Raw genomic sequence first — 16001 nt, 5'->3', positions numbered from 1 at the left:
GGTTGTATCTTTATACAGTAGTTATGGCGCAGTGTTGCATGACACAAGATAACAGGCAAGCATCCACTGAAAATCCAGCAAGTGCTTGCCGGACACTAACCAATTTGCTCCATAATTTCTTCGGATATATCGGCATTGGTGTAGACGTTTTGCACATCGTCCAAATCTTCCAGTGCGTCGATTAACGCGAGAATTTTTTCGGCAGACTCTTTATCGAGGCTAACTGTGAGCGATGGAATTTGGGTGATTTCGGATTCAGACTCTTTCAAACCAGTGCTGGCCAAGGCATCTTTTACGCGGAAAAAATCCTCAAACGCGGTCATGACATCAGCAGAGCCATCGTCATTGATGATCACATCATCAGCGCCAGCTTCGAGTGCAGCATCCATCAATGCGTCTTCACTCACACCCGGCGCAAAACTGATTTGGCCTTTGCGCGCAAACAGATAGGAAACTGAGCCGCTGGTGCCGAGGTTGCCGCCTTTTTTATCGAACGCATGGCGCACATCGCCCGCAGTGCGATTGCGATTATCTGTCATGCATTCAACGATAAACGCCACGCCATTAACGCCATAACCTTCGTAGGTCAGCTCTTCGTAGGCTTCAGATTCGCCGGTACCGGCACCACGAGCAATCGCGCGCTCAACCACATCCTTTTTCAGGTTATTGAGATACGCTTTTTCCACCGCCGCACGCAGGCGCGGATTATCTGCTGGGCTAGCGCCGCCTTTGGCAGCAACCGTCAGCTCACGGATGATCTTGGTGAAGATTTTGGTACGTTTGGCATCCTGACGCGCCTTGCGGTGCTTCATGTTTGCCCATTTGGAATGTCCGGCCATTAGTAGCTCCCATTCGTTGTTCGAAATTCAGACACAAAAAAGGTGGGCCATTGCCCACCCTTTTTAATACGGATAAAAATCCGTCGATTACATACCGTATTCCGGTGAATCTTCCGCAGCAACTGCTTTCTCTTTCTTGCGCAGGCGAATGTGCAGGTCGCGCAATTGCAGTTCGTCAACAGTGCCCGGCGCATCGGTCATCACACAGGCAGCGCTTTGGGTTTTCGGGAAGGCGATAACGTCGCGGATGGAGCTTGCACCTACCATCAACATAATCAAACGATCCAGACCGAACGCCAAACCACCGTGCGGTGGAGCACCGTAAGCCAATGCATCCAACAGGAAGCCAAACTTCTCGCGTTGCTCTTCGGCAGAAATACCGAGGATTTGGAATACCGCTTGTTGCATGGTCGATGAGTGAATACGCACCGAACCACCACCCAATTCAGTACCGTTCAATACCAAGTCATAAGCGCGCGACAATGCAGCGCCCGGGTTAGCAATCAACTCTTCTGGTGTGCAGCTTGGTGATGTGAATGGGTGGTGAATTGAAGTCCAGCCACCTTTGTCATCATCTTCAAACATTGGGAAGTCAACAACCCAGAGCGGCGCCCATTGAGTGGTGTACAACTCAAGGTCTGCACCCAGCTTGCAACGTAATGCGCCCAATGCTTCAGTCACAACTTTGTGCTTGTCAGCGCCGAAGAAAATCAGGTCGCCGTTTTCTGCACCTACGCGCTCAAGGATCGCTGCGCGCACTGGCACTGGCAGATTCTTAACGATCGGAGATTGCAAACCTTCTTCCAAGTCAGACTTGTCGTTAACCTTGATGTAGGCCAAACCTTTAGCACCGTAAATGCCAACGAACTTGGTGTAGTCGTCGATTTGCTTACGGGTCAACTTCTCGTTTCCGCCGGGTACTTTCAGCGCGGTAACGCGGGATTTTGGATCATTCGCTGGGCCTGCGAAGACTTTAAAGTCCACTTCGGTAACCAAGTCTTTGATATCAACCAACTCCAGCGGGATACGCATATCCGGCTTGTCTGAACCGTATTTGGCAATCGCTTCAGAGAACGGCATATGGTTGATTTCAGCAAACTCAACGCCGAGCAAATCTTTGAACAGCTCGCGGAACATACCTTCGGTAATTTCCATGATTTGTTCTTGTGACATGAATGAGGTTTCGATGTCGATCTGGGTAAATTCTGGCTGACGATCAGCGCGCAGGTCTTCATCACGGAAGCATTTTGCGATTTGGTAGTAGCGGTCGTAACCAGCAACCATCAGCAATTGTTTAAACAACTGGGGTGATTGAGGCAGCGCAAAGAATTTGCCGTCGTGGGTACGCGATGGCACCAAGTAGTCGCGCGCGCCTTCTGGAGTAGCGCGAGTCAGGATTGGGGTTTCAACATCGAGGAAACCGTTGCGATCCAGATAGTTGCGGATAACGCTGGTCACCTTGCTGCGGAAACGCAGGTTTTTCTGCATTTCGGCGCGGCGCAAATCGAGGAAGCGATACTTCAAACGAGTCTCTTCACCCACGTTTGAGTAGGAATCCAGCGGGAAAGGCATGGTTTCCGCTTCGTTCAAAATGGTCAGCGCAGTGCCGTACACTTCAATTTCGCCGGTTGGCATGTTTGGGTTAACGGTAGACGGTGCACGAGCGCGCACTTTACCGGTCAGTTGCAGCACGTATTCGCCACGCACTTTATCGGCTAACGCAAAGTTTTCTTTGGCATCCGGATCGAACACTACTTGCACAATACCTTCGCGGTCGCGCAGGTCGATAAAGATCACACCACCGTGATCGCGACGACGATCAACCCATCCGCAGAGGGTCACTTCTTGATCGATAAACGAGGCATTTAAAGCGCCACAGTATTGGCTGCGCATAGCGAGTTCCTAATATTTATATATAAAGAATGTAAGTTTGAAAAAGGCGTTTTAACAGTCACTGCCGATTAGCTGGCTGTACTGCTTCCAGAGCTGCCGGATTCACCGGCGATGTTCTTTTTCTTGCCTGACTTAAAGTCAGTTTCGTACCAGCCGCCGCCCGATAAGCGGAAACCGGCTGCTGAAATTTGCTTTTTAAGGCTTGGTTTGCCGCATGCGGGGCAATCCACCAATGGCGCATCACTTAATTTTTGCAGGGCTTCCAGATTATGGCTGCAGGATTCACATTGGTATTCATAAATAGGCACGACTATCACCTCGGACAAACACGTCAGTCACATCATTTGAACTAAGAAAGGATACCAAGACCCCAAGGGGTCGCGATTGTAACGCAAAACCTGGGGCGCGAGAACCGCGCCAACCCACAGATAATGGGTTTAAAACACGTTACTCGGGAATCTGGGAAATACGCATCCGCGCCTGCACGCGCGCTGCATGGCGCACTACCCACGCCGGCATGGCGCGTTCGTATTGGCGCGGGTTGGGCAACATTACCGCCATACGCGCTGCGGCCGAAGGGCCAATCTGCGCCGCTGGAACCTTGTAATAATGGCGCGCTGCCGCTTCGGCACCAAACACGCCATTGCCCCACTCCACCACATTCAGATACACCTCCAGAATGCGGCGCTTATCCCACAGCAGCTCGATCATCAGCGCGATAGCCGCCTCTTCTGCCTTGCGAATATAGGAGCGCGATGGCGACAAAAACAGGTTTTTGGCGAGTTGCTGGGTGATGGAGGAACCGCCCGCAACGGATTTACCCTTGCGCTGATTCTTTTGCAGCGCCTGTTGAATGCCGCGCAAATCAAAGCCTTGATGCTGCATAAAACGGTCATCTTCCGCGGCAACTACCGCACGTTTGAGATTGGATGAAATATGCGCGTAATCCACCCACTGATGTTTAAGCTCCGCCTTGGGATTTTTCTCGCGCAGTTCATCCAGACGGATCGACATAAAACTCGTCTCACCCGGATTTACCCACTTCCACACCAACACATGGGCAAAAAACCATAGCTGATACGCCAGCAACAGCAGCACTAGCCACTTTAGAATTCGCCAGGTAACGCGCCAGAACATCCGCATAGAATTACTGAACCTGCTCTTGTTGTTGAACGCGCTGTTGCATTGCGTCTGCCGCCGCGCGGGCTTTATCAAGTGCAGATTCGGATGTCGGTTTTGTCGACTCAGGTGCCGCCACTTGTTGATTAACGCTTTCATCCGGCGCTGAAATAGCATTGCGCAACTCAACATTCATCTGTTTTGCACCATTAGCGACTGGCTTATCACTAAAGTGCACCTGCCCATTGGCATCAGTCCATTTATAGACTTTTACCGGCTGTGGAGCTTCAGGCTCTGACATTTGATCTGTCACCTGTTTCACCACACCTTTAGCGTCTTCCGCTAGCTGATTAGGTGACAACAACTCACGTACATCCACCCACCAATCACTGCCCATACGCTCCTTCATATCGCGCAGCGGCATATGTCCGGTTTTGAGGTAGATCAGATAGTTGCCCACAAAAAAGACGAACAACACAACCACTATCGATTTAAATAACAACCGTTTCATACAATTCCTTAATCAACTCATTCCGCAGGCGATTGATGGCCAATCAACGCAGATCGATTCCAATATTGCTGCCTTCATATATAAGCGGCAAAAACTCCAGCGCATTTGCACAGGCCGGACTGCGCGAGCGCCCTGTCGCCAAATCAAATTCAATCCCGTGCAACGGGCAGCGCAGATGATTATTGCTGCAACTCGCATGGGTTAAGGGCGCACCAGCATGGGGACACTGGTTCTTGATCAGCAGGGTTTTGCCCTCCTCCTGCAATAACAAAAGCTGCTGGCCGGCAAGTCTGATCGGCTTACGATAACCATCATAAAGCAGGTGCAATTTTTCCAGCGCAACAAACGGCATAAACACTCCTCGATGACGCCAGTGAACAGGCGGCGACCATTCTGGCGATTTATCCCGCAAGACACCAGAGGCGCGGGTTTATCCGACAAATACTCACCACAAATGCAAGGCAACCGGATAGAATGCTGAGCATCTGGTGCATGGATTTTTGGCACCCTTTGTGCGTGACTTTTTATGCGTAACTACCTGTACAGGAATATGGCAAGCCACTTGGTAAGTTCTTGCACTTTTGATGCGGCAGTCTTGTTATGACCGATTCTTTGTACCTTGAGCGTTTGAAGCAGTTATCGACGCGTCTGGTATCCCTGCAAAAACCGATTCGCATACTCGATGCCATCAAATGGCCGCAGGGAATCGAGCAGCGTTTTCGCGAACAACAAGGCAGAGAACTCCCCGCATTAGACGCCGATTTCTACCAGCGCCAAAAATTAGGTTTTGAGCCAGCCAGCGTCAGTCAATTGCTCAGCGAACTGAAAGGCGATGTCCGCCGCCAACTGGGGCGCGATGATGCACTCGGAAAAATTCTGCAGGCGACTATCGACCAGTACCAAATTGTGATTGAGCTATTACGCAACCGCGGTACGAATCAGTTCGGTCATTTCAGCCGTCAGTTGTACGGCTCCGCCAGCGACAATTTACGCGGCGACCGCAAAACCCTGCGCCAAATGGGCGAGCGCCTATGCCATATTTTTTCGCTGCCCGCGGTTGAGCAGTTAAATCGCCCTTATCCACACAACATCAGCTCGGAAGATGCGGTAACCATTTTGCGCGAGCGCATGACGAATTATTTCGGCGCGGGTGAAGTGCGGGTGCAGATTAGCGATGACATAGTCTCGGATGCATCTGCCGGCGGCGACTGCATCAAAATCAATCGTCGCGCCAACTTTTCCGAGCTGGATTTGCAGGTGCTCGAAGTTCACGAAGGCTGGGTGCATATAGGCACCACACTTAACGGTCGCGAACAGCCCTGGGCAACTTGGTTAAGCGTCGGATCGCCACGCATTACCGCGATCCAGGAAGGCATGGCAGTACTATTGGAAACCCTGACCTTTAGCTCGTTTCCGCAGCGCGCGCGGCGTATTAGCGACCGGGTAGTTGCTGTGGACTTAGCCGAGCAAGGTGCGGATTTCTGTCAGGTGTATCGTCATTTTTTAGAGCGCGGCGTAAGTGAACACGACAGCTATCGCGTTACACAACGCGTATTTCGCGGCGGCACACTCACAGGCGGATCGGTTTTCACCAAGGATATTTCTTACGTTAAAGGCTTTGTAGAGAACGTAAATTTTATTCGCAGCGCGATTCAATCCGGCGTACCGGAAATTATCCCCATGCTGTTTATCGGCAAGGTGACACTAGATGATTTACCTCTGCTGTATGAGCGCCATTTGGAAGGTGTAATCGCCGCACCCAAATATCTGCCGCCGATGTTTAAAAATTTAAATGGTTTATATGTGTGGTTTGGTTTTTCCAGCGGCATGTCGGTAATGAATGTCGCTCGGGTGCAGCAACACTTTAGCAAGCTGTTTGAAAAGTTACCTACGCCAGTTTATGAAACTACTGGTACCGATGCTGAAATCGATTGAGTTTGATTGTAAATGACGACGTATTACAAGGTTGTACTCTCAGGTGAGAACATCTTTTTTGAAAACGCGAATCGCATTGATAAGGATGCGCCAGAGCCGGTTATTGGTTTTATCGCCTGCAAATTAATTCAGGCAGAAAACGATAGCCTGGCTATCGCCACTGCTAAACGCGATCTGCTAGTGCAGTGGAACCAAAGTTTTAATCTGGACCGCAAACTGGGCATGCCCAAATTGAAAATCGAGCACATTGAAGAAGTGCGCGGCTGGTTTAAACCCAAAAGCACCAATGATTATTACTGGTTTACCAACCCAGAACACAAGCAGGAACAACTGGAGAAATTTACCCAGCCGCCGCGCCAATGGTTTTGGCGCAGCAGCAAGAAAAAGGCACAGCAGCAATCGGTAGAATAAGTGTTCGCAATCAGGCTGTTGCAGCAACAGCCTGAACAGGTTCGATCAGCTGCAATAAGCTGGCGCGCAAACCGGGAGATGTGATTTCTTCGCTACGCGCAGAGAGTGGCGAGTTGCCCACCCATTCAAATCGCCAGCGATACAAATGTGTTGCATCACCTTGGTCGCGAACTTCAATTAACTCAAAGCGACGCGCATCCAGCGCAAATAGTTCGCGTAATTGGAAAGCAAAAGGTTCAGCGTTTTTACCAACAAAACTGGAAGCTTGCTGGGAAGGCGCAACGACAAATACATAGTCGCGTCCTTGAAAATGAGAGTGAGAAACACCGAGGCGGACTTCTTGTCCGAGACGATTGTGCAAAGCAGTATCCACAAAAACAGGATTCATCAACATAAAAGGTTCCGCGCGATTCTTATTATTGAGTCATGCAAAGTCCACATAACTCAATGGTTGATTATTCGCCACTCGGTTCCGTAAAAAGTCCCTCTGCTGCGGCGAGGCGGCAGTCTACGCACAATTTATGACAGTTCAAGTAAAAGTGTTCGTTAATACAGATGCGCTAAACCAACAGGCGATTTTGTTACTTTCTTGCCTGATGCAGGAAACACCAGTGACACAATCAACCTGAATCTTTGCCCGAATGCTTAATCGCAATCTGGTAAAGTCGCTCGTTTAGCAAAGCCACCTGCATATGGCTGCGCAAAAACTGAATAGTTCCTTAATTAGATACAATTGCAGCAAAATATTTTTTGCTGATATTCAATCTATAAAAAATTTTCACATTTCAAAACTGAAAGGAATAATCATGCCGTGTTTGAACTTACAACTCCGCTCGCTTACCCCTATTTATAGAGCCGCGTTAATACTCTCACTTGGCTCCATCGCTAGCTGCACTCAGGCGCCGCAGAGCCCTGTATATAATGGTGATCGCACCGCTAAAATCACACATCAAGACAGCTTTGGTGATAGCGCTACACGCGTGGTCTACCCGGAACAAAATTGGAGCGCTAGCGACAGCCTTTGGTTTTACGATACACCTCAAGGCTCCACACTCATCCCCTACGCTATTTTTCTCCATCTCGAAACTGCGGATAGCAGCGCATTATTTCGCGGCGATGAAAATATGAATCGCCTGCGCTATTTGCCGCAACTGAGCAGCGCTTCCAATCCCGATGGTTTGCCTGTGGGCTGGGTGAAAGATAATTACAGCAATAAAGATTACATAGGCTTTACCTGCGCCGCGTGTCACACCAGCCAGATTAATTATCAGGGCACCGCAATTCGTATCGATGGTGGCGCTGCGCTGGCAGACATGGAGCAAATGTTGATCAGCTTGGCGGCTGCATTGCAGGCAGCGCTTGATCAGCCGGAAAAATTTGATCGCCTCGCACGCAAGGTGCTGCAAAGCCAGTATCCCGCTAACACAACCGAGTTTCGTGCTGAGCTTGCTGCTGCCGCTCAGCAAATCGCGCACTACAACCAAATCAACACACCCATACATAACAACCAAACCGTCGCTTATGGTTATGCGCGGCTGGATGCATTTGGACGAATTTACAATCGCATTTTGGCACACCTCACCCCCAATGAACCTAATGCTAATCCAGCTAATGCCCCAGTGAGTTACCCGCATTTATGGGATACCCCGCAGCACGATTTTGTACAGTGGAATGGCGTGGGCGATAACGAAGGCCGTGGGCCACTGGAACGCAATGTGGGCGAAGCACTCGGCGTATTTGCCCATTTTGATTTGAATAAAAAACCGGGCGATATTGGCTACCGCTCTTCGGTAAGACTGGATGAACTGGTAGAGATGGAAGAACAACTGGGGAAACTCTGGTCGCCCAGCTGGAATGACCTCGCCAAACAGGCTGTTCTACCGCCGATTAATCAAGCGCTAGCTGAACAAGGGCAAAAAGTATTTATCGAATACCAGTGCAACACTTGCCATGAAGCGATTGATCGCACCGATCCTGATCGCCGAATTACTGCCCAGTTTGCCAGCATCAATGTCATTGGAACCGATCCAATGATGGCGATGAATGCGCTCAAACAAACCGGCAAGATGGGCTTTTTTACCGGGCAGCCGATGAATCCGCAGATTCCTAACTCGCCGGTATTCCCTGCACAGGGTGCCGTTTTACCCGCGCTTAGCGCTGCTGTCGCTGGGGTAATCGCTGAGAGCGAGCGACAACACCCACTTACTGGCACCGCCGACAACTCCATCAAAACCAGCCAACGCCACGTCAATTTTGAACCGATTGATAAGCGTAATCCAGCCGGGCTCGCCGCCTATAAAGCGCGCCCACTGAACGGAGTCTGGGCAACCGCGCCCTATTTGCACAATGGTTCGGTCCCCAGCCTCTATGAGCTATTTATGCCCAGCTGTAGCGATGCCGAGATCGCCAGTGGTAAAACCTGTCGCCCCAACCGGTTTACCTTGGGCGTGCGCGAGCTGGATGCCATTAAGGTGGGCGCGGTGCAACGCGATCCGGCGAAATATCCCGGCTTGTTTGTGTTTGACACCCGCCTGCCCAGCAACTCCAATAAAGGGCATGAATACGCAGCGGGTGTAACGCCGGTGTTTGTGCTGGATACCCAAGGCCGCCCGCTAAAAGATGCACAAGGCAAACCGCAAATGCGTCTGCTTGAACCAATTAGTGATCATCAACGCTTGGCGCTGGTGGAATACTTAAAAACCCTCTGACGAAATACGGGCATCTTCATTTATCCAAACAATAAATGGAGATGCCTGCCCACAGGGCCTATCGCCCCATTTGACAGTTTCACAATTGTTCACATTTTTCCCGTCGCATTGCGATTAAATTACCCGCGCGCCCTTGATTACACTCAAATACACCAAAATACACTGAACCAATCCCCTGCTTTGGCGGTCTTTAAGCCACCTTCAAATAGGTAGATGAAGCGCCTGACTGCCTTGTTTTAACTCGAATATCACAGGTGATTTGATTGACACCAAGCGTCGTGACACACAGAATCACCGACCTGTTTTAACCCTCAGTTCTAAACCCTTAGCTTTAAACATCAGGAACATGCTGAATGAATATTGACCGCTTTTCACCGCTACTCAAGCGCACCACCCTGCTGTTTTCGCTGGCAGGCTCATTAATTCTGGCTGGCTGCGGCGGTGGCAGCGATGGTGGTTCCTCTGCAAGCTCTTCTGTTAGCAGCTCATCTTCATCTCGCAGCAGTTTTAGTTCCGCCTCGGTTCCAGACAATGGTTCAGGCGAGTGGCCGAGCGTTAAAGTAGAGGCACAAACGCCCAAAGTGCTAACTTTCCAATGGAGCGCTGTTGATGGGGCAACCTTCTATAGACTCTTCAAACACGACGCTCTGACCGGCGGTGTAGAGCAAGTTGGCGGGGATATCACCGACACCCAAGCAACCGATGAAATCGGCGTACACGTGCATGACTGGGTCAACAACTACTACTATGTAGAGGCCTGTAATGCAGATGGCTGCGCACAGCGCTCTGGGTTGACATTTACTGCCACAGAAATGATCAAGGCGATTGGTTACTACAAAGCATCTAATGGCGAAGCCAATGACCTGTTCGGCTGGAGCATTGCCCTGTCGGCCGACGGCACTACTCTGGCTGTTGGCGCTCCCGCAGAAGACAGCAAAGCGATTGGTGCTAATGGCGATCAAAGCAATAACGACAGCACCAATGCTGGCGCTGTATATGTTTTCGTTAAACAAGACGGCATCTGGGTACAGCAGGCCTACTTGAAAGCCTCTAACACTGAACAACCCAACGTAAACGCTTACCGCACCCTGCCAAATGATCGTTTTGGCTACAAAGTAGCTTTGTCAGATGATGGCAACACTTTGGCAGTAACCTCGCTGCTGGAAGACAGCCCGTCTTATGGTATCAACTGTAACCAGGCCAACTACGAGACTACGACTTACGCCTCATCGTCTGACCCTGCGTACACCTTTATAGCCGCACAGGATTACAACACAGGTGCGGTTTACGTCTTTACTCGCAATGCAGCTGAGTGGACTCAGGAAGCCTATGTAAAACCAAGCTACTTCATGAGTGAGCTGCGTTTTGGTGAAACCATTGCACTCTCAGGCGATGGCAATACTCTGGCGGTAGGTGCCACCAGCGATAGCCTCGCTTACGCCGGTGTTTTGAAATACGCTGCATCATCTGTGCGTGAATGCTTTGAGTACTATCCATCCAGCAGTTCATCATCCAGCAGCTCAAGTTCATCATCCAGCAGCAGTTCAAGCTCTAGTTCGAGTAGCTCAACCAGCACGTATAAAGGCGGCACTAGCTCAGGCTCAGTACATATCTTTGTTCGCGGCGAATCTGGCTGGGCAGAACAGGCACTGGTGAAAAACTCCAACGCGCAGCAAGGCGATGCCTTCGGTGCAAGCATTGCACTTTCCACTGACGGTAACACAATGGTAGTGGGCGCAATTGGCGAAGACAGCAGCGCTACAGGAGTGAATGGCGATCAATCACTTGATAGCTGTTACTACTACAAAGACCCTGACTACCTAATCGATGCAGAATGTGAAGATGCAGGAAAGTATTCCGTGCGCGGAGCACTTAATAACGGTGCAGCTTATGTGTTTCAACGAGTAGCTGACGATTGGACTCAAGAGGCGTACCTGAAACCAAGCACTGCATTTATCAGCACGGCTTTTGGCACCAGCGTTGATATTTCAGGTGACGGCAATCTGTTGGTTGTTGGGGCATCCGGAGATGCGAGCAACTCAACCACCATTAACGGCGATACCACTCAGCTCATAGAGTTCGCCAATACAGGTGCAGCTTATATCTTTAACAAATCAGGTACAGCTTGGCAGCAAGAAGCGATCATCAAACCGTCAACACTTTCCAAACATGCTGGTGTCGGGTTGGTTAGCACCGGTTACGGTACATACAGTATTCAAGTCAGTGGCGGTGGCGAATTTGGCGGCGATGTCAGCCTGTCTAAAGACGGCAACACCTTGGCCGTTGGCTCTTTCCGCGAAGCGAGTAATGCTAAAGGCATTAATGGCGATGAAGGTGATACCAGTGCAGCGCGCGCCGGTGCAGTTTTTGTTTACACCCGTGACAACAGCGTCTGGACTCAAAGAAGCTATGTAAAAGCCAGCAATACCGATGCAGATGATCGCTTTGGCCTGAATGTGGACTTGTCGGGCGATGGCAAAACCATGGCTGTGGGCGCACACCGCGAGTCAGGTCGTGGCTACGCATCAGCCACTTCAAGCTCAGAAGCTAGTTCTGACGCAAGCAGCATCAGTTCCGAAACCAGCAGTACTAGCTCATCAGCCTGCAGCGCAAGCTCAACTGAAGCGCTGGATCAATGCGATAACTCAGCCAATACAGCTGGTGCGGTTTATCTGTTCTAATCCACTTGCTGATTATTGATACGAAAACGGGATGCACTTGCATCCCGTTTTTTTATGTACGGCTATAACTCACCGAGAGTCAGGTAACACGCCAGATAAGTTCATAGCCTGCTTCATTTTCCTGCGCGACAAACCCGGCGCAAATCCACAAATCACCCACGGCAACCAACTCATCATTAGAAAAAGCCAGCGGTACAGAATCGCGCAGCCAAGGCTCAAGTTCATATTCCTGTAGCAACTTTTTAAGCGTTTGCGAATGTGCGCGGCCTGTCGGTTTGCAGCGCTCGCCACCCACGCGATAACCCACGCGAACATTGGGTAAATCCGCCTTCAACCGCGGTTTAGTTGCATCACCGCTGGATAAAAGTTGTAACTCCATTGATGGCAACACCAAAGGCAATACATACAAACGTTCGCGATAGCGCTGTAGCGCAAGATTGCCCCAAGCTACGCGCGCCTGTGCATCTTCACGCCCATAAAAAAGCTGCTGTGTGATTTGCTGCCAATGCAATTGTTCCGGCGTGGCGCAGTTAAGCGAACGCAGCCAGTAGCGCAGTAGATTTTGCTGACGTGCAGGCGATAAACCTAATACTGACAACAACTCGATACTCTGCCCTACTCGCTCAAGCGCAGGCTTGGCTCGCTGCAAATCCTCGCGCGCCAACTCTTCCATTAAGGATTCCTGCAGTGCGCATAATTCCGCAGTTTGCTGCCATTTGCGTTTGAATTCCGGCCAGCGATTGTGCAGCAAAGGCATCACTTGATTGCGCAAAAAATTGCGATCGTAATCGTCATCACTATTGCTTTCATCGTCCACCCAGGTGAGTTGATGAAGCTGTGCGTAAGCCTCCAATTCCGCGCGTGAAAAATGCAACAGCGGCCTAACCAATATACCTGCGCCAAGTGTACGCTGCGCCGCCATAGCAGCTAATCCGCGCGGGCCAGTGCCGCGCATTAAACGCAGTAACAAGGTTTCAGCTTGATCATTGGCATGATGTGCAGTGAACAACAGATCGCCCAGCGCCAGATTTTTTTCAAACACACCATAACGCGCTGCACGCGCCGCATCCTCAATGCCTTTGCCGGTATTTTCCACACACACTTTTTCCGCATGAAATGGAATTGCGTAGCGCGCGCAAAAATCGGCGCACTGGTTTTGCCAAGTATCGGCATTGGGAGAGATTTGATGATTGATATGTAACGCGCGCAACTGCACCGGCAAATCCAATTGCGCTAATGCATGCAATAAAACTGTCGAATCCAGCCCACCGCTAAACCCTACCCACCAATTAGCAGAAGTCGATTCAACAGCGGGTAGATAAGATCGCAATTGTTCAGCAGTAAAAGCCATAAAAGCACCTGATTAATGGGCGCATTAAAGCCCAAAGCCATGCAAATAAAAACCCTGCCTTGCCCATGCTTTAGCGAGAGAGGCAAAATACCGACTTATCTATTGCACGGATTAAGCATCACCATGACAAATACTTCATCAAGCAATACTGCCTACGGCCATTGGCCATCGCCCATTAGCGCCGAGCTACTCACCGCACAAGGGGTTCGCATCAGCGAGCCGCAAGCTGTTGATGATCGCGTTTACTGGCTGGAATCGCGCCCGCAAGAAAAAGGCCGCACGGCATTGGTGTGCGAAACAGCCGGTGTACGCACCGAATTATTACCCGCTCCCCACAGCATTCGCACTCGCGCGCACGAATATGGTGGCGGCGCTTATTTGGCGACCGCTCAGGCGATTTTTTATGTGTTGGATAGCGACCAGCGTATTTATCGCTATGACCTGAAAACCCGACAAGCACATGCTATTACACCAGATGGGGCCTATCGCTACGCCGATTTTTGTTACGACCCCATTCGCAATCGCCTGATTGCAGTGCGCGAGGATTGCACCCAGGATGCGCATCACCCGAACAGTTCAATTGTTGCGTTAAATCTAACCAAAGGCGATGTCCACACACTTGCACAGGGCGCCGATTTTTATTCCAACCCGCGTTTATCATCCGGCGGCACCCAGCTCAGTTTTTTGCGCTGGAATCACCCGAATATGCCTTGGGATGGCAGTGAATGTGTGCTGCTCGAATTGGATTTGCCCGGCGACATTATTCGCACCACTATTGTCGCAGGTAGCAATCATGAATCGATCTTCCAACCGCAATGGTCGGCAGCAGGTGAATTGTTTTTTGTATCAGACCGCAGCAATTGGTGGAACATTTATCGCTGGGACAGCACCAGCAGCCAAGCGCTTTGCCTGACGAATGCTGAATTCGCCACACCTCAGTGGGTGTTTGGCATGAGTTCGTATGGCTTTTTATCACCCACTGAGATTCTCTGCTGCTATTCGCACAAAGGGTTTTGGCAACTTGGTGTGATCAATTCCGAAGCCAATACCCTGACTAAAATCGACACAGATTTTCGCGATATTTCTAGCGTCCATTGCCATAACGGCAAAGGTTATTTTATCGCTGCCAGCGCCACTCAAAGTGTGCAGCTCTGGTGTTATGAAAATGGCGAAATTAGCTCACTGACTAACAGCCCGCAAACACTGGATGCGAATTATTTTTCCTCGCCACAAGCGATTGAATTCCCCACCCGCGATGGCGAAGTTGCGTACGGATTTTTTTATGCGCCCACTAATCCCGACGTTGTGCAAAACGCTGAACAGCTTCCACCACTCTTGGTGATGTGTCACGGCGGCCCGACTGGCGCTACCGAAAGCTCGCTCAATTTAAAAATTCAATTCTGGACCAGCCGCGGCTTTGCTGTGTTGGATGTGAACTATCGCGGCAGCACTGGCTACGGCAAACAGTATCGCGACCGTTTAAAAAACAATTGGGGCATTACCGATGTGATCGATGTCTGCAGCGGTGTGGATTATTTGGCGACGCAGAATCTCATCGACAAAAATAAAGTCGCCATTCGCGGCTCCAGTGCCGGCGGTTACACAACGCTGGCCGCACTCACGTTTAGCGATGTATTCAAAGCGGGCGCAAGCTTGTACGGCATTGGCGATTTGGAAGCACTCGCGCGCGACACTCATAAATTTGAAGCGCATTATTTGGATTCGTTGGTCGGTGAATATCCTGCGCAGCAAAAAGTCTATCAAGAGCGCTCACCCATTCATCACATAGATCAACTCAATTGCCCGGTGATTTTTTTGCAGGGTTTGCAAGATAAAGTAGTGCCGCCAGCACAAGCCGAGGCGATGGTCGCCGCGCTACAAACCAAAGGCATAATGACAAAATATGTGACCTTTGAAGAAGAGGCGCACGGCTTTCGCCAAGCACAAAACATTCAGCGCGCACTCAATGAAGAATTGAATTTTTACCTCAGTGTTTTTGGAGATAACTAATGGGACGTTGGCGCCCCCCCAGCGTAAAAGGCTCGGCCTACATTACCGCCGCCGGTTTTAAACGCATGAAAGATGAAGTCACACAATTGTGGAAAATTGAGCGGCCGCAAGTCACTCAGGTTGTGCATGAAGCGGCAAAAAACGGCGACCGCAGCGAGAACGGTGATTACATTTACGGTAAACGTCGCCTGCGTGAAATCGACTCGCGTGTGCGCTTTTTATCCAAACGAATGGAAGTGCTGACGGTGGTTGACCGCCTGCCGGATGACCGCGAGAAAGTTTTTTTTGGCGCATGGGTGACATTGGAAGATGAGGACGGCAATGAAAAAACTTACCAGATCGTCGGCCCCGATGAATTTGATGTGGTACGTCAAAAGTTGAGTATGGATTCACCGCTCGCCAAAGCCATGCTCGGCAAACGTTTGGACGATGAAATCGTATTGAAAAAACCCGAAGGCGAAGAAGTGTTTTACATCACCGCGATTGATTACAAACCCTACGATCAGGATTAGCCCCGCCACAGAGGGGCGACAAAATGCTATA

14 protein-coding genes are annotated in these 16001 nt (G+C 50.4%); 6 read left to right on the top strand and 8 right to left on the bottom strand.

Going from position 1 to position 16001, the window contains the following annotated elements:
• Window positions 1–95: 95 nt before the first annotated feature.
• From SPL68_RS16230 to SPL68_RS16205, 6 genes are all read right to left on the bottom strand, one after another.
• Window positions 96–839 (bottom strand): YebC/PmpR family DNA-binding transcriptional regulator, encoded by a 744-nt coding sequence (locus SPL68_RS16230; protein ID WP_323816221.1) that lies wholly within the window; start codon window positions 837–839, stop codon window positions 96–98.
• 87 nt (window positions 840–926) lie between these two features.
• Window positions 927–2732, bottom strand: a complete 1806-nt coding sequence (gene aspS / locus SPL68_RS16225; protein WP_323816220.1) for an aspartate--tRNA ligase — start codon at window positions 2730–2732, stop codon at window positions 927–929.
• 68 nt (window positions 2733–2800) lie between these two features.
• Entirely contained in the window at window positions 2801–3040 is a 240-nt protein-coding gene (locus SPL68_RS16220) for an FmdB family zinc ribbon protein (RefSeq protein ID WP_323816219.1), read from the bottom strand.
• Window positions 3041–3179: 139 nt separating this feature from the next.
• A complete protein-coding gene (mtgA, locus tag SPL68_RS16215) occupies window positions 3180–3875 on the bottom strand; it encodes a monofunctional biosynthetic peptidoglycan transglycosylase (protein WP_323816218.1) in 696 nt (231 codons plus the stop codon).
• A gap of 4 nt (window positions 3876–3879) precedes the next feature.
• Window positions 3880–4362, bottom strand: coding sequence for a DUF4124 domain-containing protein (locus SPL68_RS16210; protein ID WP_323816217.1), 483 nt, complete (start codon window positions 4360–4362; stop codon window positions 3880–3882).
• A gap of 43 nt (window positions 4363–4405) precedes the next feature.
• Entirely contained in the window at window positions 4406–4714 is a 309-nt protein-coding gene (locus SPL68_RS16205; protein ID WP_323816216.1) for a Rieske (2Fe-2S) protein, read from the bottom strand.
• Between the two features lie 248 nt (window positions 4715–4962).
• Between SPL68_RS16205 and SPL68_RS16200 the strand changes: the two genes are divergently transcribed.
• Both SPL68_RS16200 and SPL68_RS16195 read left to right on the top strand, forming a co-directional pair.
• Window positions 4963–6297 (top strand): flavohemoglobin expression-modulating QEGLA motif protein, encoded by a 1335-nt coding sequence (locus SPL68_RS16200; RefSeq protein WP_323816215.1) that lies wholly within the window; start codon window positions 4963–4965, stop codon window positions 6295–6297.
• Between the two features lie 12 nt (window positions 6298–6309).
• Window positions 6310–6708 (top strand): hypothetical protein, encoded by a 399-nt coding sequence (locus SPL68_RS16195; RefSeq protein ID WP_323816214.1) that lies wholly within the window; start codon window positions 6310–6312, stop codon window positions 6706–6708.
• A gap of 10 nt (window positions 6709–6718) precedes the next feature.
• On the opposite strand, the gene SPL68_RS16190 is transcribed toward SPL68_RS16195, so the two are convergent.
• Window positions 6719–7102: a hypothetical protein gene (locus SPL68_RS16190; protein WP_323816213.1), complete on the bottom strand. Its 384-nt coding sequence runs from the start codon at window positions 7100–7102 to the stop codon at window positions 6719–6721.
• 412 nt (window positions 7103–7514) lie between these two features.
• Here SPL68_RS16190 and SPL68_RS16185 point away from each other — a divergent pair, with 412 nt between their 5' ends.
• The gene (locus SPL68_RS16185; RefSeq protein ID WP_323816212.1) at window positions 7515–9416 is read left to right on the top strand and encodes a di-heme-cytochrome C peroxidase; all 1902 of its coding nucleotides are present in this window, start codon (window positions 7515–7517) and stop codon (window positions 9414–9416) included.
• A 353-nt stretch (window positions 9417–9769) separates the two neighbouring features.
• Window positions 9770–12097, top strand: coding sequence for a hypothetical protein (locus tag SPL68_RS16180; RefSeq protein WP_323816211.1), 2328 nt, complete (start codon window positions 9770–9772; stop codon window positions 12095–12097).
• 79 nt (window positions 12098–12176) lie between these two features.
• Here the strand turns inward: SPL68_RS16180 and tilS are convergent, their stop codons facing one another.
• Window positions 12177–13448, bottom strand: a complete 1272-nt coding sequence (tilS, locus tag SPL68_RS16175; protein ID WP_323816210.1) for a tRNA lysidine(34) synthetase TilS — start codon at window positions 13446–13448, stop codon at window positions 12177–12179.
• Window positions 13449–13463: 15 nt separating this feature from the next.
• On the opposite strand from tilS, the gene SPL68_RS16170 reads away from it, so the two are divergent.
• Both SPL68_RS16170 and greB read left to right on the top strand, forming a co-directional pair.
• A complete protein-coding gene (locus tag SPL68_RS16170; RefSeq protein WP_323816209.1) occupies window positions 13464–15458 on the top strand; it encodes a S9 family peptidase in 1995 nt (664 codons plus the stop codon).
• Window positions 15458–15970, top strand: coding sequence for a transcription elongation factor GreB (greB, locus tag SPL68_RS16165; RefSeq protein WP_323816208.1), 513 nt, complete (start codon window positions 15458–15460; stop codon window positions 15968–15970). Before SPL68_RS16170 ends, greB begins: the two co-directional genes overlap by 1 nt.
• The last annotated feature ends 31 nt before the right edge of the window (window positions 15971–16001 follow it).

The organism is Cellvibrio chitinivorans (assembly GCF_035117775.1).
Lineage (GTDB): Bacteria > Pseudomonadota > Gammaproteobacteria > Pseudomonadales > Cellvibrionaceae > Cellvibrio > Cellvibrio chitinivorans.
The sequence above is the reverse complement of the archived record's forward strand: the minus strand, read 5'-3'. Positions and strand labels throughout refer to the sequence as shown.